Origin of the sequence: Niastella sp. OAS944, assembly GCA_024809215.1 — a bacterium.
GTDB lineage: Bacteria > Bacteroidota > Bacteroidia > Chitinophagales > Chitinophagaceae > Niastella.
On sequence record JANUBW010000004.1, the window covers coordinates 495533 to 515857 of the forward strand.

20 protein-coding genes are annotated in these 20325 nt (G+C 44.0%); 11 read left to right on the forward strand and 9 right to left on the reverse strand.

From position 1 onward, the window contains the following. The first annotated feature begins 3 nt into the window (after positions 1–3). Entirely contained in the window at positions 4–1185 is a 1182-nt protein-coding gene (locus GGD38_RS20250) for a phosphatidylserine/phosphatidylglycerophosphate/cardiolipin synthase family protein (RefSeq protein WP_375302214.1), read from the forward strand. Between the two features lie 179 nt (positions 1186–1364). On the opposite strand, the gene GGD38_RS20255 is transcribed toward GGD38_RS20250, so the two are convergent. Next, positions 1365–2372, reverse strand: a complete 1008-nt coding sequence (locus tag GGD38_RS20255) for a metal-dependent hydrolase (RefSeq protein ID WP_375303871.1) — start codon at positions 2370–2372, stop codon at positions 1365–1367. Positions 2373–2595: 223 nt separating this feature from the next. Here GGD38_RS20255 and GGD38_RS20260 point away from each other — a divergent pair, with 223 nt between their 5' ends. The 3 genes from GGD38_RS20260 (at position 2596) to GGD38_RS20270 (ending at position 6413) form a co-directional block, all read left to right on the forward strand. After that, a complete protein-coding gene (locus GGD38_RS20260; RefSeq protein ID WP_375302217.1) occupies positions 2596–3912 on the forward strand; it encodes a gluconate:H+ symporter in 1317 nt (438 codons plus the stop codon). A gap of 223 nt (positions 3913–4135) precedes the next feature. Continuing rightward, positions 4136–5245: a D-TA family PLP-dependent enzyme gene (locus GGD38_RS20265; protein WP_375302218.1), complete on the forward strand. Its 1110-nt coding sequence runs from the start codon at positions 4136–4138 to the stop codon at positions 5243–5245. A gap of 94 nt (positions 5246–5339) precedes the next feature. Next, complete coding sequence (locus GGD38_RS20270; protein WP_375302219.1) at positions 5340–6413, forward strand: oxidoreductase; 1074 nt, start codon at positions 5340–5342, stop codon at positions 6411–6413. A 13-nt stretch (positions 6414–6426) separates the two neighbouring features. Here GGD38_RS20270 and GGD38_RS20275 read toward each other — a convergent pair whose 3' ends face one another. The 4 genes from GGD38_RS20275 to GGD38_RS20290 all read right to left on the reverse strand — a co-directional run bounded on the left by GGD38_RS20275 (position 6427) and on the right by GGD38_RS20290 (position 9217). Next, a complete protein-coding gene (locus GGD38_RS20275) occupies positions 6427–6903 on the reverse strand; it encodes a cupin domain-containing protein (protein WP_375302220.1) in 477 nt (158 codons plus the stop codon). Between the two features lie 105 nt (positions 6904–7008). Beyond that, positions 7009–7677, reverse strand: coding sequence for a DUF4919 domain-containing protein (locus GGD38_RS20280; protein ID WP_375302221.1), 669 nt, complete (start codon positions 7675–7677; stop codon positions 7009–7011). A gap of 119 nt (positions 7678–7796) precedes the next feature. Continuing rightward, a complete protein-coding gene (locus tag GGD38_RS20285; protein WP_375302222.1) occupies positions 7797–8165 on the reverse strand; it encodes a hypothetical protein in 369 nt (122 codons plus the stop codon). Positions 8166–8230: 65 nt separating this feature from the next. Further along, a complete protein-coding gene (locus tag GGD38_RS20290; protein ID WP_375302223.1) occupies positions 8231–9217 on the reverse strand; it encodes an acyl transferase in 987 nt (328 codons plus the stop codon). Positions 9218–9270: 53 nt separating this feature from the next. On the opposite strand from GGD38_RS20290, the gene GGD38_RS20295 reads away from it, so the two are divergent. The 6 genes from GGD38_RS20295 (at position 9271) to bioB (ending at position 14461) form a co-directional block, all read left to right on the forward strand. Next, on the forward strand, positions 9271–9747 hold the full coding sequence (locus GGD38_RS20295) for a hypothetical protein (RefSeq protein ID WP_375302224.1): 477 nt from the start codon (positions 9271–9273) through the stop codon (positions 9745–9747). 49 nt (positions 9748–9796) lie between these two features. Continuing rightward, positions 9797–10639 carry a UbiA family prenyltransferase gene (locus GGD38_RS20300; protein ID WP_375302225.1) on the forward strand — a complete coding sequence of 281 codons (843 nt, stop codon included), beginning with the start codon at positions 9797–9799 and terminating at the stop codon, positions 10637–10639. Positions 10640–10707: 68 nt separating this feature from the next. Then, positions 10708–11823: a M42 family metallopeptidase gene (locus GGD38_RS20305; protein WP_375302226.1), complete on the forward strand. Its 1116-nt coding sequence runs from the start codon at positions 10708–10710 to the stop codon at positions 11821–11823. Beyond that, positions 11820–11999, forward strand: a complete 180-nt coding sequence (locus GGD38_RS20310; protein WP_375302227.1) for a hypothetical protein — start codon at positions 11820–11822, stop codon at positions 11997–11999. Before GGD38_RS20305 ends, GGD38_RS20310 begins: the two co-directional genes overlap by 4 nt. After that, on the forward strand, positions 11996–13375 hold the full coding sequence (locus GGD38_RS20315; RefSeq protein ID WP_375302228.1) for a hypothetical protein: 1380 nt from the start codon (positions 11996–11998) through the stop codon (positions 13373–13375). The genes GGD38_RS20310 and GGD38_RS20315 overlap by 4 nt, the downstream gene beginning before the upstream one ends. A gap of 105 nt (positions 13376–13480) precedes the next feature. Beyond that, positions 13481–14461 carry a biotin synthase BioB gene (gene bioB / locus GGD38_RS20320; RefSeq protein ID WP_375302229.1) on the forward strand — a complete coding sequence of 327 codons (981 nt, stop codon included), beginning with the start codon at positions 13481–13483 and terminating at the stop codon, positions 14459–14461. A gap of 267 nt (positions 14462–14728) precedes the next feature. Here bioB and GGD38_RS20325 read toward each other — a convergent pair whose 3' ends face one another. The 3 genes from GGD38_RS20325 to lon all read right to left on the reverse strand — a co-directional run bounded on the left by GGD38_RS20325 (position 14729) and on the right by lon (position 18992). Then, positions 14729–15151 carry a response regulator transcription factor gene (locus GGD38_RS20325; RefSeq protein ID WP_375302230.1) on the reverse strand — a complete coding sequence of 141 codons (423 nt, stop codon included), beginning with the start codon at positions 15149–15151 and terminating at the stop codon, positions 14729–14731. A gap of 127 nt (positions 15152–15278) precedes the next feature. Next, on the reverse strand, positions 15279–16331 hold the full coding sequence (gene porQ / locus GGD38_RS20330) for a type IX secretion system protein PorQ (RefSeq protein WP_375302231.1): 1053 nt from the start codon (positions 16329–16331) through the stop codon (positions 15279–15281). 258 nt (positions 16332–16589) lie between these two features. Next, positions 16590–18992, reverse strand: coding sequence for an endopeptidase La (lon, locus tag GGD38_RS20335; protein WP_375302232.1), 2403 nt, complete (start codon positions 18990–18992; stop codon positions 16590–16592). A gap of 204 nt (positions 18993–19196) precedes the next feature. Between lon and GGD38_RS20340 the strand changes: the two genes are divergently transcribed. Then, the gene (locus GGD38_RS20340; protein ID WP_375302233.1) at positions 19197–19643 is read left to right on the forward strand and encodes a hypothetical protein; all 447 of its coding nucleotides are present in this window, start codon (positions 19197–19199) and stop codon (positions 19641–19643) included. Between the two features lie 162 nt (positions 19644–19805). On the opposite strand, the gene GGD38_RS20345 is transcribed toward GGD38_RS20340, so the two are convergent. Further along, complete coding sequence (locus GGD38_RS20345; RefSeq protein ID WP_375302234.1) at positions 19806–20234, reverse strand: DUF3276 family protein; 429 nt, start codon at positions 20232–20234, stop codon at positions 19806–19808. Positions 20235–20325 lie beyond the last annotated feature (91 nt).

Consider the following 20325-nt stretch of genomic DNA (forward strand, 5'->3'; position numbering starts at 1 on the left):
ACTATGTTGCGCAGTATTAATAAAAAGTCGGCTTACATACCTCATAATAAAGCTAAACTCATCAGGGGTGGCAGGGAATATTTTACACTGCTGCCAAAACTCATTGGCCAGGCGCAACGCACCATTCACCTTCAGGTATATATTTTTGAAGACGACGAAACCGGCAAAATGGTAGGCGCCGCATTGATGGATGCCGCCAAACGGGGTGTTCGGGTTTACCTGTTGTGTGATGGCTATGCCTCAAAAGATCTATCGGCCGGTTTTATAAAAGAGCTCCATACAGCCGGTGTAAACTTTCGTTTTTATGAACCCCTTTTAAAAAGCGAACATTTTTATTTTGGCCGCCGTATGCACCAAAAGGTGCTGGTGGTTGACGGGCATTATGGCCTGGTAGGCGGCATCAACATCAGCAATAGATACAACGATATAGATGATGACCCGGCCTGGATGGACTGGGCCATTTTTATGGAAGGCCCCATTTGCGGCGCATTGCAAAAGGTCTGCATCAACCTGTGGGCAAAGCCCGGACAAATAGCCATGAAAAGGAGTATGCGGCACGATCTTCCCGAAATTCCGGTAGCTGGGAACAGTCCGCTCCGCATTCGCCGTAACGACTGGGTAAAAAGCAAGAACCAGATCAGCCGCAGTTATATCGACATGTTCAAAAAAGCTACTTCGAACGTGATCATTATGAGCGGGTATTTTTTACCAGGCACCATTATCAGGCATCATATGTCGCGGGCCACAAAACGCGGCATCGACATTCGGGTTATTGTTGCCGGCAAATCGGATGTAAAACTGGCTAAACATGCAGAACGCTATATGTATCGCTGGCTGTTGAAGCGCGATATACAACTGTTTGAATACACCAAATCGGTACTACACGGCAAAATGGCCACCCGCGACCAAAAATGGGTTACCATTGGCTCCTACAATGTAAACGACATTAGCGCCTACGCCAGCGTTGAGTTGAATATAGATGTAAATGACCCCGAGTTTGCCATTAATGTACAAAAGCAGTTAGAAGACATTATGAAGAACGACTGTGTACAGATCACAGAAGAAGCCTATAACAAAAAATACAACTTCTTTCAGCGGTTCATTCAATATTGTTCCTATTGGCTGGTGAGGATTATTTTCTACTTATTTACTTTTTATTTTAAACAACGATCATCCTCCGAATAAGGCCTTTGTGAGTCGTAAAACGGGAGACGTGAAACGTGAAAGGGTTTGCGAACGTTGAGATTAATATGCGATCTTATGCCACCCGAACATTATTATAGGCCTCACCAATCGTGAGCCTCGGAATTGGGCGTTTCACGTTTGCCGTTTCACGTTTGCCGTCGCTCCTGCCCATTTATATTTCACTCTCCTTTAATACGGTGCCACATGGATAAAAGCGCGGCTTTATCCCAATTGGCAAAACGACCTCTTTGCACCACCATATTATTGCCATAGGGCCGTTGCAGGTAATAATGAAATACAAAACTTTCCTTTGGTTTGTACCACCCTATTTTTTGTCCAAACCGCAGATCATTAAACACGAGGTAATTCTCTTCCTTCTCAATGGTATAGTACCCCTGTGAAAATATAAACAGGTCTTTCAGTTCTTCAAGGTCTTTAACGGGATTTAATAAAGAATCGTTACGCGGGAAAAAGGTGAAGTCAATAGTGGGCTTGGTATCAAACACCGACCTGTACCCGATATGATAGCCTTTATCGTCCTCAAGCACTATATACCATAACAGGTTGTTCAACGGCGTAGGGGTAGTGAAATGCCGCCGGTATTCAATATTTTGTTGTTTGGTTACCCGTTTAACGGCGCCTTCAATAATTGATTTATTAAATACATCTACGGCCAGGTAAAAAACACACCACAGTATAGCAATGGCAGCCCACCGCTTACGGTTCCAGTCTCTTTTCATAAACAGTAACAACACCGCAATAACTGCAGGCAAAATAGTGAACAACGGATCGGCCACAAACATAGCATGTACACAAAAGCGCTGGTGCGAAAAGGGTTCCAGCAAACCGGTACCATAAGCATTGAAAATATCGAGCGACAAATGCGTCAATAGTTCAACGGCAAAGAACAAAAGCCAGGTCTTAAAGGCAATATCATGCGGCCTTCGCCATTTATCGGCCAGCCAGGCAAGCAAGGGAGTTACAAGCAATACAAATAATAAAGAATGGGTAATACCTCTATGGGCAATAAGGTCCTGGGTAGGCGTCATCCAAAATGAGGCAACAAAATCAATATCGGGCAGGCTTTGTGCAACGGCGCCAAGGAACAGCGACCGTCTGCCGGCTTTCTTTCCTATAAATACTTCTCCAATACAAGCACCTAATACGATATGCGTAAGTGAGTCCATAACATCAAAGTAAATGAAAAAACCCTGAACAAACCAACGCCGCAAAAAGAGGACCACTAACCTGTTCTACATTCAATATTGGAAATTCAACATTCAATATTTTGTATTCCCTTTCTCATTTCTAATTATTCATTTCTCATTTTTCATTATATTGTAAGGGGGAATTTAAGTCACTAACTGGGGAAATTCGCTTAACCGCGCCATATGACCATATCCATTTATCATGATGACATTCTATATCATTTTTGGCTGTATTACAACGATTGTTCTGCTTATATCCTGGGCAAAATTCAATCCTTTTTTAGCTTTCCTGATAGTATCATTGTTAACCGGCTATATGCTGGGCATACCACTTACCAAACTTTCCGCATCGGTACAAAAAGGTATTGGCGATACACTTGGCTCGCTGGTGATCATTATTGGGCTGGGCGCCATGCTTGGTAAACTGGTGGCCGAAAGCGGCGCGGCACAAAAGATCACCCAGGTGCTCATGCGCATTTTTGGAAAAAAGCATTTGCAATGGGCATTGATGGTCACCGGCTTTATTGTTGGCATTCCGCTTTATTATAATGTGGGCTTTGTATTAATGGTGCCGCTTATTTTTTCGGTAGTGTACCAGTATAAATTACCAGCTGTATATATTGGCATCCCCATGCTGGCAGCACTTTCGGTAACGCATGGATTTTTACCACCTCACCCCTCGCCCACCGCATTGGTATCGCAATTAAAGGCCGATATGGGCCTCACCTTGTTATATGGCATAATGCTGGCCATACCCGCCATCATTATTGCCGGTCAGCTGTTTGCTAAAACCCTCAGGAATATTCGCAGTACGCCCCTGCAAACCTTTCAGCCCAAAACCATTCCCGAGGCACAACTACCAGGCTCACTCAATAGTTTTTTAACGGCCCTGCTGCCGGTGATCTTACTCACCATCACCACCATTATACCCTTCGTTACAACATTACCCGAAAACGAACAGAGTATTTTGAAGTTCTTCAGCGATCCTTCTATCGTTATGTTGATCTCCCTGCTGATAGCCATATTTACATTGGGCACACAGGGCGGCCGCACCATAAAAGACGTGATGAATATTTTTACCGATGCCATAAAAGATGTTGCGCCCATTTTGCTGATCGTTGCCGGCGCCGGCATTTTGAAACAGGTATTTAGTGATAGCGGTGTTAGCGATATTATTGGCGAAAGCATAAAAAACTGGCAAATACATCCACTGGTATTAGGCTGGTTAATTGCCGGTCTTATCAGGATCTGTGTTGGTTCGGCCACAGTGGCTGGTTTAACAGCTGCCGGTATCATTGGACAGGTAATTCCTAATTTGCAGGTAAACCCCAACCTGATGGTGTTATCGATAGGTGCAGGCAGTTTGCTGTTCTCACATGTGAACGACTCGGGCTTTTGGATGTATAAAGAATATTTCAACCTCAGCATACGCGACACCATAAAGTCGTGGTCGCTTATGGAAACCATCGTTTCGGTAGTAGGACTGATAGGCGTTCTTATTATGGATTTCTTTATTTAAAAGCAGGGTGCACATTTGTTACCTTTGGAAGTTGTGAATGGTGAATGGTCAATGGTGAGTGGTGAATGGGCTCGCGAATGATAAAGCTAATATACTATCTTGCGCCGCCCGAAACTTAGGCCGATTGCCGATTGCCGATTGCCGATTGCCGATTGCCGATTGCCGATTGCCGATTGCCGATTGCCGATTGCCGATTCACGACACACGCCTTAAACACGCAATAATGCAAGAAAATTGGTACCGCATTAATAATATCGATGAACTAGATTCTCCGGCCCTGGTTATTTATCCCGAACGGGTGAAAGCAAATATCGCTGCGCTCAAAGCAATGATCGATGATCCCGGGCGATTGCGCCCACACGCAAAAACCCACAAGAACAGGGAAACTACACAGCTGCTAATTGAAGCTGGCATTAGCAAATTCAAATGCGCTACCATTGCCGAAGCAGAAATGCTGGCCCAATGTGGAGCTGCAGATGTAGTGCTGGCCTATCAGCCCACAGGCCCCAAGTTGAAACGTTTTGTAAAACTTACTCAACAATACCACCATACTCATTTTGCCTGTTTAATTGATAATCCCCGTAGCGCGCAGGAAATTGCCAGCGCTTTTGCAGCAGCAGGCAGAACGATCTCAGTATACATCGATTTAAATATCGGTCAAAACCGCACCGGCATTGTACCTGGCGAAAAAGCCATTGTGCTGTACAATTTTTGTGCTGATGCCAGTGGTTTATCAATACGCGGCTTGCATGCTTATGACGGCCATGTACGCGGCACTCTTGAAGAACGCACCATTACCAGCAACGAAGGTTTTGCCCAGGCAGAAGCAATGAAGAAAACCCTGCTGGCCATGGGGTATACCGATGTAACTATTATTGCCGGCGGTTCACCCAGTTTTCCCATTCATGCCAATCGGCCGGTGGTAGAATGCAGTCCCGGTACGTTTGTATATTGGGATAAAAGCTACCTCGATCAATGCCCCGAACAACCTTTTCAAATAGCAGCGATGGTGGTTACCCGGGTTATTTCATTACCCTCCCCCACTACTATTTGTGTTGACCTGGGCCATAAATCAATTGCAGCTGAAAACGAAATAACAAAACGGGTTTTCTTTCCCGATGCACCAGGTTTAAAAGCTATATCGCAAAGCGAAGAACATTTGGTATTACAAGCCGGCGAAGGCCATTCCTTTCAACCCGGCGATGTGTTGTATGGCATTCCATTGCACGTATGCCCTACGGTTGCGTTGTATGAAAGGGCGTATACTGTTGAGGAAGGAAGGCTAAGTGGAGAATGGAAGATTGTTGCGCGGGACAGAGTTATTGGTGTATAATTAAGAGGTTGGCAAGTTATTATATTGCTTTTGGGACCTTGTCAACTTGTCAACGTGTCAACTTTTCAACTGCCCATCACTAAAATCACAAATCATGAACTCAATTATAAATGTAGGCTTAGTAGGCTACGGCATCTCAGCCAAAGTATTCCACGCTCCTTTTTTCGCTACCAACAAGAACTATAAACTTGTGAGTGTGGTTGAGCGGCATAAGCAGGAATCGAAGGAAAACTATCCCCATGTGCAGGTGGTAAAAAGCATTGACGAGCTGTTGCAAAACGATGCTATCGATCTGGTGGTGATCACCACACCCAACGAAACGCATTTCCCCTATGCAAAGGCAGCCTTGGAAGCCGGCAAAAATGTGGTGCTTGAAAAACCCGTTACCAATACTTCTGCAGAAGCCAAACAATTAATGGATATCGCCAGCCGCAGCGGTAAGGTATTAAGCGTTTATCAGAACCGCCGGTACGTGAGCGATTTTCTAACCATAAAAGATATCCTCGACAAAAAGCTATTGGGCGATGTACACACTTTTGAAGGGCATTACGATCGTTACAGGGCCGAAGCGCGGCCACAGGCCTGGCGCGAACATGTTTTGCCCGGTAGTGGCATATTGTTCGATCTTGGTCCGCACCTGATTGATCAGGTGTTATACCTGTTTGGCATACCCAACACCATTGCAGCAGATATTCGCATGCAACGCCCGCATGCAAAAGTTGATGATTACTTTGATCTGCGCCTCGATTATGGTTTTCTGAAAGTGATACTACAGGCTGGCATGCTGGTTCGTGAACCCGGTCCACGGTACCTGATACATGGCACAAAAGGGTCGTTTATAAAATGGGGCGAAGACCCACAGGAGGCCTTGTTACGTGCCGGCGCTTTGCCTGTTGGCGACGATTGGGGTAAAGAAAGTGATGATATTTACGGTATACTCAATACCGAGCTCAACGGAAAGATCGTTCGTGAAAAATATCATTCGCACAAAGGCGATTATGCCGCCTATTATAAAAACCTGTACGAAACAATTGTTGAGGGAAAACCGTTGCGGGAAAGAATAGAACATGGTTATAATACCATAAAAATTATAGAACTGGCCAATGAAAGCCATCAAAAACAATGCACCATTGCCTGCACAGGTTTGTTACCTGTTGAATATAGATGATGCGCTGCAAGGCTTATTCAAACTTTAACGGCGGGCCAACTATTTCCATACCGTGAATTCGATATAACCGTTCAAAATCGCGCAAGGTACCATTGGGCAATTGACTGGCTTCCTGAAAAAAAGCTTCCATAGTACCTGCGGGCTGATACATTAACAGCATTCTGCCATTTGCTTCACCAACCCGGGCAAAGGTATGTGGCACCTGTCGCGGTGCAAACACGGCATCGCCTGCTTTGGCATTAAAAATATCATCACCGATCTTGAAAACAAATTCGCCTTCTAAAATATAAAACCATTCATCTTGTGTGTAGTGGAAATGAAATGGCGGGCCGCCTTTATCTAATTTGTTGGTATCATAAACGCAAAAGCCTTCGCGGCTATCTTCGGCAGACACTTTGCATTGAAACGTGCCCCCTAAAAAACTAATTTTCTCATTGAAGCGATCTGTACCGGCATCAACTTTAAATCCATGCGTTGCTTTGGTCTCCATGACTTATTTGATTAAAAGGGTTGTGCTCTCTGAAGTTACAAAAATTACTTCATACTTCATGGAGGAAGTTGCATGCAGGAAGCCCATTAACCATTGTATAACTGCTTACTTTTTGCCCGGATATTTACGCTTAAAGTATTGATCGTTTGCCGAATAATCGAAGAAGATCGTTTTACCGGAGAAGTTCTTTGATGAAATGTTAAACCGGTCGCAAGGCGGTAATGTTCTACGCCCCTGTGGCTCTGTATCAAACACATCGCGTAACAGGGTATATTCATCACTTACATAAATAATCTTATATGCCGTTTCACAAGTTAACCCATTACCCGAGGAAAGAATGGCGTTTATCAACTTTCTTGCCCTGGCGGCGTAACGACGCGAAGAATCGTTTTCGGCCATATTCATAAGCACAAAGCCTTTATAAAAGTTGGTGGTTATTGAAACAGGATTTGTTGAAAGTATTTTATCACACACATCGAGCGCCTTATCGTATTTTCTTTCATTTACAAGCGGCATTATTTCGCTGGTGCCATTATCCTGATAAGGCGCATAACCATCATTAAATGCAAAGCCATAATATAAAAAGCGGTAATCGTCTAATGTAAGCGAAGTATCGAATTTATTGAAGCGTTGTAATAATTTGGGGTAATGTGTATCCTTTTCAGGATTGGTAGTGGCGGCTTCTACAGAATCGTAATTAACAGAAACAAAATTAACCTGGGCAATTCCGGAAAGAGCAATTATAAGGAAGGTCAGGGTCAATAAGGCTTTCATATGTAAGATTTCACTACAAATCTACAATCAGAATCCACAAAAACGAATTTTCAGGCCTTTTTATAAACAAAACAGCCATCCCGTTAAATGAGATGGCTGTTTATCATTACTTAGTAAAATTACTTTTCAACGATCGATACATCTTTAATATCAAACTTGGCTGCTGGCGGACCATCAAACATCATACACGCAACACAATCGTTTTGTGCAGGCTGGGTTACTGTAAAGCGAATGGTAGCGCCTGCTTTTATGCCTGCAGGTATTTTACATGCGTTGTTAGCTGTAAATACGTTGTCGTACCGGGCATTGTTGTTCATCATATCCTTCCAGCCATCTTCGCCAACTGTATCGTCATTCAATACCTGTACAACAAAACTGGCGCAGGATATACGAACTACCTTTCCTTGCAAATGCGTGTCTTTTTCCTTTTGCTTACCACACTTGGAGGCCATCACCGGCAGTGCAAGCAGAATAAATATAAACTTCATATCGGATTTCTTTTGCTCTTTGACTTATTATATGCAGTGATCGTTGCATCACCGGCTGTTAAAACTTATATACCCGCTATTAACAAATTACATCCCCTTATATCGCTGGTATCAACACGGCCCAATACTTCAAAACCACCATCGGGCATAATAGTTCCTACATCATCTGTTGCAATAAACGAGCAGGAATACAGGTTGGCCAGGTCAATTACATTTATGATGCCGCTGCCGGTTACCCGAACATCGAGCGGGTCATCATCCTGCCGCATTAGTATTTTCATCCAGGGCGGGCACGTAAAAATGCCATTGCCGTATGAGTAAGCCTGTGATAAAAGTTCGGTCATCCCATATTCCGAATGTATGGCATGGGTTTGAAAAGCCGTAGTTAATATCAGATGTACTTCTTCACGCGTCATTTCACGGCGGCGTCCCTTCATACCACCTGTTTCCATAATAACGGTATGCTGTAAGGGCATGGGGTATTTTTCGGCAAAATCGAGCAGGCCAAAAGTGACACCAATTAATAATGTTTTTTGTCCCTGTTTTTCCAGTTCCTGCAACACCTGGGCCAGCTTTTCGTGCTCATATAAATAAAAACCGCTTTGCGCGTGGTTACTGAGTTTTATCATATCATTGACCATAACCACCAGCGAAGAGTTCTGGCGTTCAAGATAGGCGGGTAAAAGGCCAATAACGCACCAGTCCTGCACAGGACCATAAAATTTCTCCCAGGCCTTTAAAAAGCTTTGCCGGTAAATGTTAAGGTCCTTTACATAATGGCGGCTGTTAATAGTTTGGGTGGTGCCGCTGCTTTCAAAAACAGCTTCCGGCTCAAAAACGGTGGTCTTTATATCGGCCGATTTAAAAAAACGGATCGGCAAAAAGGGGATCTGCTCAATTGAGCGCACATTTGACCCAACTATTGACAGTGCGTTTACGTAATGCTGATAAATAGCATTATTATTGTACTGAAAATGGAAGACTTCGAGCGCCAGTTGTTCAAAATCAGCCGGTTCAACCGTAAAAATTTTATCTTCTATTTCACAAATCATAAATTTATTGCAGACTTTTGACCTATAATTTTGTACACGACAATTAAGAATATATGCAAAAGCTTGTTTTATATGGCACTCTCACCTTAACCTTTGCGATAGTATTGTTTGTTGCTTGCAGCAAAGATAAGTTTGAGACCAAACCAACCCTCACAATAAAATCATTTAGTCCCAACCCCGTGCCTGAAAATAGCCCATTGGTTATTGAATTAGAATATACTGATAAGGAAGGAGATATAGCATCGGGAGATTCAGCGCTGTTTGTAAGAAGGTACCGCATTAATCAAAAGAAAGTGGCTATAACATTGCGCGATAGTTTCTGGATGCCTTTACCCGATGATGTACCTAAAAAAACAAAAGGAACAATAAGGCTTACCTTCCAATATCAGGCAGACGTTGTTTCGGCCTCAGATCCCGGCAGCGGCACAGATAAAGCACCTGATTCACTGATTTACCGGTTTGCAGTGCGCGATAAGGCCCAACACGTTAGTGACACTGTAGAGAGCGGAATTCTTGTTGTAGAGCGCTAGTAAAACCATTATTGTACAATCATTTTTTCCTGAAGATTTGTGCTGAAGGATGTTGAAATATTTATTTGACGTTTTCCTGTTCACCAGTTGTTTTATTGCCGGTTGTGCCTTGCTGATGGTATTACAAACCGACCAGCTGCTGCACCTCAGCTATGATAGTACCGGCTACCTGGTATTTGTATTTTTCTCAACCCTTTGCAGTTATAACTTTCACTGGTATTTAAGTGCTGACGCTACCAGCGAAAATGCCCGTGTACAATGGACAGAACACCATAAGGTATTACACCTGGTGCTTACCGGTATCGGCGGAATAATAGCAGCCATTTATTTCTTCCACTTCATACATCACTGGTTTTGGATGGGCGGCGCCGCACTGCTTACCTTTCTTTATTCGGCACCCAAATTACGGTATGGCCCCTTTGCCTGGCTAAGTAAAGTAGCTGTGGGCAAAACCATGTTCCTGGCCTTTGTTTGGATGTATGTGACCACATTTTTGCCCGTTGCCATCGACAACCATCACTGGAACGGGGCATCGATGCTTTTTTGCCTGAGCCGCTTTCTGCTTATATATGCCATTTGCATCATATTCGATTATCGCGACCGCGACTACGATAAACAGGCCGGCATACGCAGTATGATCACGTATTTTAACGAACGCGGCATTAATAACCTGTTTGCGCTTTCACTGGCAGGGTTTGCCGTTAGTACCCTATTGCTGTACTTTTACGGCTTTTCGTTACTCACCATTGTATTGCTGCTGGTACCTGGTATTATAGTTGCTGTTCTATACCCCATTGCCAAAAAGAACTTCAGCGATTACCTGTACTATTTTGTACTGGATGGACTTATGATGTTTTCATCGCTGTTAACGATATTCATTTCAAATAAGTAGTTTTGCGTCAATTAATCGATATATTTATCATTATCTAGAACAGGATTTTACCTTTTAATACAGTAAATATGGCTAAAAGTAAAACAGTCGCTTCTGCTGGCTACAAGCTCTCTGATCAATCACTGAAATTCCTCAAAAATTATATCAATACGCCCTCGCCTGTTGGCTTTGAAAGCGGCGGACAAAAAGTATGGTTAGACTATGTAAAACCGCTGGTTGACACCACTTTTGTTGACCCTTACGGTACGGCTGTAGGTGTTATTAACCCCAAGGCTGATTTTAAAGTGGTAATTGAAGCCCACGCCGATGAGATCAGCTGGTTTGTGAATTACATTACCCCCGAAGGCCTAATTTACCTGAAACGCAATGGCGGTGTTGACCACCAGATAGCCCCGGGGCAACGGGTATTTATCCATGGTAAGAAAGGCGCCGTAAAAGCCGTTTTTGGCTGGCCGGCCATTCATACCCGCCTGCATAACCCCGAGGCAAAAGATCCACAACCAAAAGTGGAGAATCTGTTCCTCGATACCGGGGCCCGCTCTAAAAAAGAAACGGAAGACCTGGGTATTCATGTTGGCGCAGTGGTAACCTACCAGGATGGTTTTGACGAACTGGCAGGGGGGTATTATATTGCCCGGGCCTTCGATAACCGCATCGGCGGATTTATGATCGCCGAAGTGGCCCGCATGTTAAAAGAAAATAAAAAGCAATTACCATTCGGTTTATACGTTGTTAATGCGGTACAGGAAGAAATTGGCTTACGTGGTGCCGAAATGATAGCCCGTCGTATAAAACCCAATGTGGCCATCATTACCGATGTTACGCACGACACACATACGCCAATGATCAGCAAGATCATTGAAGGCGATGTAGCCTGTGGTAAAGGACCTTCCCCTGCCTACGGCCCTGCAGTTCATAACAAACTGTTGAAGCTGGTAGAGGATGTGGCTGAAAAAAGCAATATTCCCTTACAAATGCGCACCGTGTCGCGCAGCACCGGCACCGATACCGATTCTTTTGCCTATGCCAATGACGGCTGTCCGTCGGTTTTGATCTCTATTCCTTTACGTTACATGCACACAACGGTTGAGATGTTGCATAAAAGCGATATAGAGCAAACCATACAGTTAATGTACGAGACTTTATTAACCCTGACGCCCAAAACAAATTTGAGTTATCTGTGATAAATTCAGGCATCCTATTATACGTTGATCCCGGTAGCGGCAGTTATCTTATACAAGTGATCATTGCCGCTATTTTGGGGGCGTTGTTCTATTTCAAAAACCTCTGGTGGAAGGTGAAGGCATTTTTCTGGAAACCGAAAAAAGAGGATGCAGAGGGAGAGGATATTGCTAAATGACAAATTATACACGTCATCCTTCATCGTTTAAGGACCCTTCTGGTTTTGTATTTGAATCGGAAGGCACACTGTACCGGCAGGTAAACCAATACTATGCCGCGCAATACCGTCAACTTATTGATTCAGGACTGTACAAACAACTGGTAAGCCAGGGGCAATTGATCGCCCACGAAGAATTAGCGGAGAATATTACCAATTCGCCCGACTGGTACACAACCCTTCGGCCGGAACCGGTGCACACCATTTCATACCCATACGAATGGTGTTTTGAACAATTACAGGACGCCGCGCTGCTTACGCTTTCTGTATTAAAAGCAGCTTTACAGCATAGCATGGTCTTGAAAGATGCTACGCCGTATAATATTCAATTTCATAAGGGGCGGCCGGTGTTCATCGACACCCTTTCGTTCGATACGTACAATGCCAAACAACCCTGGATCGCTTACCGCCAGTTTTGCCAGTGTTTCCTGTTCCCGTTGTACCTCGAGCACTACTTAAAGACCGATATTCAAAAAATACTCAGTACTTATATCGATGGCATTCCGGTTGATATTATAGCCAAATTATTGCCACTTAAAAGCCGGCTGAGCCTGGGTGTTTGGCTGCATGTTTACCTGCAGCACTCCACATCGACCAGCGCCCGCGCCCATAATGGCAATAATAAAAATGCCGCCTTTAGTAAAAAGAAACTGCTCGATGTTATAAGCCATCTTACCAGCATTATTACCAGTTTTCCTGCGAATAAAACATACAAAACCACCTGGAGCAATTACTACGAGGATACCATTCTAAGCAAAGAATACCTGAAGGCGAAAGAAGTTATCATTAGAGAAATGAGTGGGCAAACAACCGCCCGTACCGTGCTTGACCTGGGCGCCAATGATGGCTATTTCTCCAAACTATTTGCCAGCCGGCAACTGACGGTAATAGCCACCGACGCAGACAGCCGTTGTATTTCGAGACTGTACAACGAAGTGAAGAAGGATAAAATTGAGAACATTCAGCCGCTGATACTCGATATAGCCAACCCCTCCCCCGCTATTGGTTTCAATAACCGGGAGCGTGCCGCCTTTCACGATCGCATAAAAACCGATCTGGTAGCGGCCCTGGCGCTTGTACATCATTTAGTGATCGGCAAAAACATTAGCATACCGGTTCTGGCTGAATATTTCAACGATATAGCCCCCGAACTCATTATAGAGTTTGTACCAAAAGAAGATGAAAAAGTACAGCAGATGCTGAAAAGCAGGCCCGATACATTTCCTGATTACACCATTGAAGTATTTGAAAAAATGTTTAACCAGTACTTCAACGTCATCAGCAAAAAACAGGTACCGGGCACACACAGGGTACTATATTATATGAAGCGGCGGTGAAAAATCGCGTAGTTGATTTTTCACTATCTTCACGCCTTGTTTGTAGCTAAACATTAAGAAAAAACCAGTGATCCGCTACTATACATTTACTGTAAATCATTAGAAATGAAGGAAATTATCAGAAACGACTGGACTATTGAGGAAATACAGGAAATTTATAATTCCCCCGTGCTCGACTTAATTTTCCGTGCTGCCAGCGCTCACCGGCAGTACAATAACACCGGCGAAGTACAGGTATGTACACTGCTTTCGATAAAAACCGGTGGCTGCTCAGAAGATTGTGCTTACTGCCCGCAGGCCGCCCGTTACAATACAGGCGTTAATGTACACCCCTTAATGAAGCAGGAAGAGGTAATGGCAAATGCCGCCAAAGCAAAAGCAGCCGGTAGTACCCGCTTTTGTATGGGAGCCGCCTGGCGCGAAGTAAGGGACAACCGCGATTTCGACCGCGTTATTGAAATGGTGAAAGGTGTGAACGAACTGGGTATGGAAGTATGCTGCACCCTGGGTATGCTTACCGAAACACAAGCCCAGAAACTGGCCGATGCCGGTTTGTATGCGTACAATCATAACCTCGATACATCAAAAGAATATTATAAAGAGATCATTTCAACCCGCACCTATAACGAACGTTTAGATACCCTCGACAATGTTCGTAAAGCAGGGATCTCTGTTTGTTGCGGTGGTATTGTTGGCCTGGGCGAAACCCATACCGACCGTATTAAAATGCTGCACACACTGAGCACCATGCCCGAGCATCCTGAAAGTGTGCCCATCAACGCACTGGTTGCTGTAGAAGGCACACCGCTCGAAAACAACCAGAAAGTTGATATTTGGGATATGGTGAAAATGATCGCTACTGCCCGTATCCTGATGCCAAAAGCCATGGTACGTTTGAGTGCAGGCCGCGCCAGCTTCAGCGTTTCTGAACAGGCATTGTGCTTTATGGCCGGCGCCAACTCCATCTTCACTGGTGAGAAGTTGCTGACCACGCCAAACCCAAGCTTTGATGAAGACAAAGCAATGTTCAACCTGCTGGGTCTTACCGCCCGCGAAGCGTTCAAAGATGATAAAGTATTAGCGTAAGCTATTTGCTGATAATAAGAAAAGGATCACTTTTAACGGTGATCCTTTTTTGTTATAATGAATCGTAGAACTTGCTCTGTTTTCGGCAATCGTGAATCGGCAATAGAACCCGAACTTTATGGCCTCGCTACTCATTACCTCTACCCACTCACCACTTCCTACGTTACACCTGCCTTTCCTTTATCAACTCTATCACCTGTATCAACTTATCAACTCCCTCGTCAACTTGTTAACTCGTCAACCTGACCCTATCAAGAAATAAAAAGCTTATTTAGAAAAAGTACTGCTATCTAAAACATCAGCAATCTCTTTACAGAAATACTGCTTTCCATCCATCACCAGCAGAATTGCTTTTACCATCTCTTCGCCCGATGAGTTTTTGGTAACATAGCCATTGGCGCCGGCGCTCATCAACGCATTAACATAAGGGAGATCGGTATGTACTGAAATGCCGATGATGCGGATCGCCTCGGTGAATTCACGAATACACCTGGTAGCTTCTATTCCGCTTATGGGCTCCATGTTTATATCCATCAATACAACATCGGGCGAAAGCGTTTTACAGGCTTCTATGGCCTGAGAACCATTTTCGCATATGGCAATAATAGAAAGCCGCTTATCCCTGCTTAGCAGCAGGTTCCAGGCCTCGCGTACCAATTTGTGATCATCTGCTATAATCACTTTGATCATTAAGAAAAGGTTTATTTAATGGCAAAAATTAATGTTAGTCAATTTGCAGGATAAACAATATTCCATATCCCCTAAATTTTAAAAGTTTAAGGAAAGCGGTTAATTATTATTAAGGGGAAACAATTACTTATTTCGCCCGGCCCTGGCCGAAATAATCGTTTAGCCTGAGGTTTAAGCCGAATTGGTTATAGGAAGAATTATTTTGATAATAACTCCTCGCGTAGCGGATCTGGATTTTTTTAAATAACACGCCAACACCTAGTGAAAAACCGTTTAGCCCGTTGCCGGCGTTTGTTACATTTAATTCTTTTCGGCGGAGGTAATTGTATCCGGCAGTAACTTCTACTTTATCACTCACATATAACTGCGCGGAAAGGATAACATGTCTGAAAAACTTGTCAAATATATATTTTTTTTCCTTGCTATCCTCAGCAACACCTATTTCGTTGTTAAATAAAGTGTCATTGTAACGAGTATTGAACTGATGCAGCTGGAAAAATGTCAGAGAGAATTGTACCGGTGCATGTGCCAACCGTTTTGAAATACCCAGTTGCAGATCGAAAGGAAGATCGCCGGCTGAGCTGCCTGTATATTGTTTTATTTGCGCACCCATATTCTTTGCCACCAGCGAAGCCTGCCATAAATTGGCCGAATCGGCATAGGTTATACCCAGGTCCATGGCCACGCCCGATGAACGATAATTGCCATAGGCCGAATGAATGAACTTGGCTGCAACGCCATATTGCCAATGTTCGCCATATTGCCGTGCAGCGCTTACCTGCACCACATAATCGTTTGGCCGCATAGTGCCTAATACATTGCCCGTCATATCGGTTTCGGCTATGGAACCATAGCTAAAATAATTGATACCGGCTGCAAAGGTGGTTTTGAGTGATGGCTGATATAACCCCACCATCATATGGTAATTTTTTATACCTGCATAAAAGCTATTGAATACCATTGATGTTTGGGTATGCATGGCCGGGCGCAACAACGCCGGATTATTGAAAGCCAGACCAATATCGCTGGTTTGATTTGAAATGTTAATACCGCCTAAAGCGGTTAATTGGGGCGCATTGGAGAGTTTAAGGAAATTATAGACCGTATTACCGCCTAATGTTTGTGCATTTGACCGGGTAAGGATAGATAATAATACTAATATAAGCAGCTTGTTGTGCATGGGTCAGCTGCTACGAAAATAGGTAAAAAAGCTAGTAGTAAGTAGTTAGTGGCGAGTAGGGATGAACTCCGCCTACGCTAAAGCTCCGGCGGATGAAAAAAAAAATTCCTCCATTGAAATGGAGGAATTTCTTTAACCCTTAAAACAACCAACATGAAAAAAAATCTCGGTTGAATATTAATAACAGGGTTTGACATTTATTTGTTCAATACCGTTCCAAAAGAACAGATTAAAATCTTGTTAAAGGAACTGAGGTCCTCACCCCAGTGCAATATCAAGCACCTGCTGCATGGTTTTAACATAATGAAAAGTAAGTCCTTTAATAAATGCCGGTTCTATTTCTTTGATGTCGCGCTCATTTTGCCAGCACAACACAATTTCCTTCAACCCGGCGCGGCGCGCAGCCAGCACTTTTTCTTTAATACCACCTACCGGCAACACCTGACCGCGTAAAGTAATTTCACCCGTCATAGCCAGGTATGGTTTTACCTTTTTACCCAATAAGGCCGACGCAATGGCGGTCATGATAGTTATACCGGCGCTTGGGCCATCTTTTGGTACGGCGCCTTCGGGCACATGCACATGAATGCTTTTCTTGTCGAATTTGGCAGGGTCAATGCCAATCTTCTTTGCATTCGATTGCAGGTACGTTAATGCGGTAGTAGCGCTTTCTTTCATCACATTACCCAAATTACCGGTAAGCTTTAGTTCGCCTTTGCCATCGCTCAAACTGGTTTCCATAAACAATATATCGCCGCCAACATACGTCCAGGCCAAACCAATGGATACACCTGGAATATTGGCTACCTTATATAGTTCATTATTGTATTTGGGTTTGCCCAGTATCGTCTCTACATCTTTTTCTGTGAGTACCGGTTTTACCTCATCATACGTCGCAAACTCTTTTGCTTCATAGCGCATAATAGAAGCCAGGTAACGGTCAAGCTCACGAACGCCACTTTCGCGGGTATAATCCTGAATGATCTTTTGCAGTACAGGATCGCCTATTTTAAAGTCAACCTTCTTCAACCCATGCGCATCTTTTTGTTTGGGCACCAGGTGGCGTTTTGCTATCTGTACTTTTTCTTCAACGGCATAACCGCTCAGGTTAATGATCTCTAACCGGTCGCGCAATGCTGGTTGAATATTATTGATATCGTTGGCCGTTGCAATGAACAATACTTTGCTAAGGTCGTACTCCAGTTCAAGGTAGTTATCATAGAAGGCATTGTTCTGCTCAGGATCAAGTACCTCTAATAATGCCGATGATGGATCGCCGCGGAAATCGTTCCCCACTTTATCAATTTCATCGAGAATGATAACCGGGTTCGATGATTTCAGCTTGCGTATCATTTGAATGATACGGCCCGGCATGGCGCCAATATATGTTTTGCGGTGTCCGCGTATTTCGCTTTCATCATGTAAACCGCCCAGGCTTACCCGGCCGTATTTGCGTTGAACTGCTGTGGCTATGCTGCGGCCAAGCGAGGTTTTACCAATACCGGGAGGTCCAACAAAACAAAGGATGGGGCTCTTCATATCGCCCTTTAGTTTCAATACTGCCAGGTATTCGAGCAAACGCTCTTTTACCTTATCCATTCCATAATGGTCGTGATCGAGTACCTTCTTGGCTTTCTTCAGATCATATTGGTCTTCGGTCACCTCGTTCCAGGGCAGGTCGAGCATCAGATCGAGATGATTGTATACCACCGAGTAATCGGGCGTGCTGGGGTGCATACGCTCCAGCTTTTCGATGCCCTTTTTAAACATTTCCTTTGTGGCCTCGTTCCATTTCTTGGTTTCGGCCCTTTTCTGCATTTCCTTTATTTCGCGCTCATTGGTATCGCCGCCCAGTTCTTCCTTAATGCTTTTCATTTGCTGCTGCAGGAAGTATTCGCGCTGTTGTTTATCGAGCTCGGTTTTGGTTTTGGTGGTCACCTTGTTCTTGAGCTCGGCAAACTGCAACTCGCGCTGTAATAGCTTCATCAACAGGTCGGCGCGGGTTTCTATATTATTCAATTCCAACAGCTTCTGCTTTTCGGTAAGCTCCGTGTTCAGGTTGCTGGAAATGAAATGTATAAGAAAAGAAGGATTTTCAATATTGCGTAAGATGATGGAGGCCTCGCTGGGAATATTAGGCGATAGCTGAATGATTTGACCGGCCAGCTCCTTAATATTGGCCACATAGGCGTTAAAGTCCTCATTTTTAGGCGCTTCATCTTCCTCAAGCAGTTCTACCTCGGCCTTGAAATAAGGTTCATCAGAGGTGATCTTTTTAACCTTAAAGCGGCGTTTGCCCTGAATTATGACGGTGGTGCCGCCATCGGGCATTTTGATCATTTTAATTATTTTGGCAACGGTGCCAATATCTTCCAGGTCGGTAACAACCGGATCTTCTACATTACTGTCTTTTTGCGCTATAACGCCTACCAGTTTGTCAGCTTTATAAGCGTCGTTTACAGCTTTTATACTTTTATCGCGGCCCACGGTTATTGGTAACACCACTCCGGGGAACAATACGGTATTACGTAAAGGTAAAAGGGGCAATTCGGCAGGAATGACTATATCTGAATTATTATCTCCTTCATTCTCATTCAGGGGAATAATAGGTATAAAATCCATTTCATCTTCAGGCGTAAATAATATGTTCGCTTCTTTCATTACTTAGATTATCTGTGACAAAATAACATACTCTTGCTTAAAATACCATGAATTGAAGGCAATGGGCATATATGTCAAGTTTAATGCCAGTGCAATAAAGGCATAGTAATCAAGGGGATTGATACCTGTTTTGGCAGCCGATCCGGACAATCAGGGTTAATACAAAGAATATCAGGGGTATAATAGAAGGAAATTGTTTGGGATATGAGAAATTCGTTTGTAGTTACCGGTTACCAGGTACCAGTTGCCGGGAAATACAGGTTGCAGGTTTCAGGTTGCAGGTTGCAGGGAAAACCAAATACCAGTTACCGGGTGCCGGTTGCCGGGGAATACAGGTTCCAGGTTGCAGGTTGCAGGGAAAACCAAATACCAGTTACCGGTTACCGGGTGCCGGGGAATACAGGTTCCAGGTTGCTGGTTGCAGGGAAATACAGGATGCATGTTACAGGGAAAACCAAATACCAGTTACCGGTTGCCGGTTGCCGGGGAATACAGGTTGCAGGTTTCAGGTTGCAGGTTTCAGGGAAATACAGGTTGCAGGTTACATGTTACAGGGAAAACCAAATACCAGTTTCCGGGAACCGGTTTCCGGGGAATACAGGTTTCAGGTTACAAGTCTTTCCGGCGACGGTATTTTGCATTTCGGGGTAACTGGTAACAGGCAACCGGTAACCCGCTGTTCTTTGCACCCCCGCAACATGCAACCTGTAACTGCCCAATAGCAAAGAGAATACTCCCTATTCAGAGAAGTTTATAAAAAGAAAAAAGCTCCTTTCGGGAGCTTGCCAGATCAAAAAACCGTTTTATGGAAAATTACCATTTATCAACTTCTTCACCAGCATCAGCGGCTGAACCTGCACCGTTGCTTGAAGCGGTGGCGGCAGGAGCACTGCTAGCCTGATAAACAGGGGCTTCAGCTACTTCATCGATATCGTTATCTGCAACTTGGTCGTGGTTGTAGGCGTCAAAATCAAAATTGGGCATCAGTTCTGTTTTCACATAGTCTACTGCTTCGGTCAATGCCTTTAAGAATTTGTTGAAGTCTTCTTTGTAAAGGAAGATCTTGTGCCTGTCGTACCCGTTTTCGTTGAATTTTTTGCGGCTCTCCGTAATGGTAATGTAGTAGTCATTTCCACGGGTAGCCCTCACATCAAAGAAGTAGGTTCTTCTTTTCCCAGCTCTTATGCGTTTGCTATAAACGCTTTCCATACGTTTGTCGTTGTTTTCGTACGCCACAGTCATATAAGTTTTGCAGTTAACAATTATCGAATTTTCACAAAAAAAAGCGTTACAAATATAATATTGTTTTAGAATCAACAAAATTTCATTAGCC

Bases quoted from the DNA above. Each gene is read 5' to 3' on its own strand.
- GGD38_RS20250 (WP_375302214.1), top strand. From the start codon at position 4: ATGTTGCGCAGTATTAATAAAAAGTCGGCTTACATACCTCATAATAAA.
- GGD38_RS20255 (WP_375303871.1), bottom strand. From the start codon at position 2,372: ATGGACTCACTTACGCATATCGTATTAGGTGCTTGTATTGGAGAAGTA.
- GGD38_RS20260 (WP_375302217.1), top strand. From the start codon at position 2,596: ATGATGACATTCTATATCATTTTTGGCTGTATTACAACGATTGTTCTG.
- GGD38_RS20265 (WP_375302218.1), top strand. From the start codon at position 4,136: ATGCAAGAAAATTGGTACCGCATTAATAATATCGATGAACTAGATTCT.
- GGD38_RS20270 (WP_375302219.1), top strand. From the start codon at position 5,340: ATGAACTCAATTATAAATGTAGGCTTAGTAGGCTACGGCATCTCAGCC.
- GGD38_RS20275 (WP_375302220.1), bottom strand. From the start codon at position 6,903: ATGGAGACCAAAGCAACGCATGGATTTAAAGTTGATGCCGGTACAGAT.
- GGD38_RS20280 (WP_375302221.1), bottom strand. From the start codon at position 7,677: ATGAAAGCCTTATTGACCCTGACCTTCCTTATAATTGCTCTTTCCGGA.
- GGD38_RS20285 (WP_375302222.1), bottom strand. From the start codon at position 8,165: ATGAAGTTTATATTTATTCTGCTTGCACTGCCGGTGATGGCCTCCAAG.
- GGD38_RS20290 (WP_375302223.1), bottom strand. From the start codon at position 9,217: ATGATTTGTGAAATAGAAGATAAAATTTTTACGGTTGAACCGGCTGAT.
- GGD38_RS20295 (WP_375302224.1), top strand. From the start codon at position 9,271: ATGCAAAAGCTTGTTTTATATGGCACTCTCACCTTAACCTTTGCGATA.
- GGD38_RS20300 (WP_375302225.1), top strand. From the start codon at position 9,797: ATGTTGAAATATTTATTTGACGTTTTCCTGTTCACCAGTTGTTTTATT.
- GGD38_RS20305 (WP_375302226.1), top strand. From the start codon at position 10,708: ATGGCTAAAAGTAAAACAGTCGCTTCTGCTGGCTACAAGCTCTCTGAT.
- GGD38_RS20315 (WP_375302228.1), top strand. From the start codon at position 11,996: ATGACAAATTATACACGTCATCCTTCATCGTTTAAGGACCCTTCTGGT.
- bioB (WP_375302229.1), top strand. From the start codon at position 13,481: ATGAAGGAAATTATCAGAAACGACTGGACTATTGAGGAAATACAGGAA.
- GGD38_RS20325 (WP_375302230.1), bottom strand. From the start codon at position 15,151: ATGATCAAAGTGATTATAGCAGATGATCACAAATTGGTACGCGAGGCC.
- porQ (WP_375302231.1), bottom strand. From the start codon at position 16,331: ATGCACAACAAGCTGCTTATATTAGTATTATTATCTATCCTTACCCGG.
- lon (WP_375302232.1), bottom strand. From the start codon at position 18,992: ATGAAAGAAGCGAACATATTATTTACGCCTGAAGATGAAATGGATTTT.
- GGD38_RS20340 (WP_375302233.1), top strand. From the start codon at position 19,197: ATGAGAAATTCGTTTGTAGTTACCGGTTACCAGGTACCAGTTGCCGGG.
- GGD38_RS20345 (WP_375302234.1), bottom strand. From the start codon at position 20,234: ATGACTGTGGCGTACGAAAACAACGACAAACGTATGGAAAGCGTTTAT.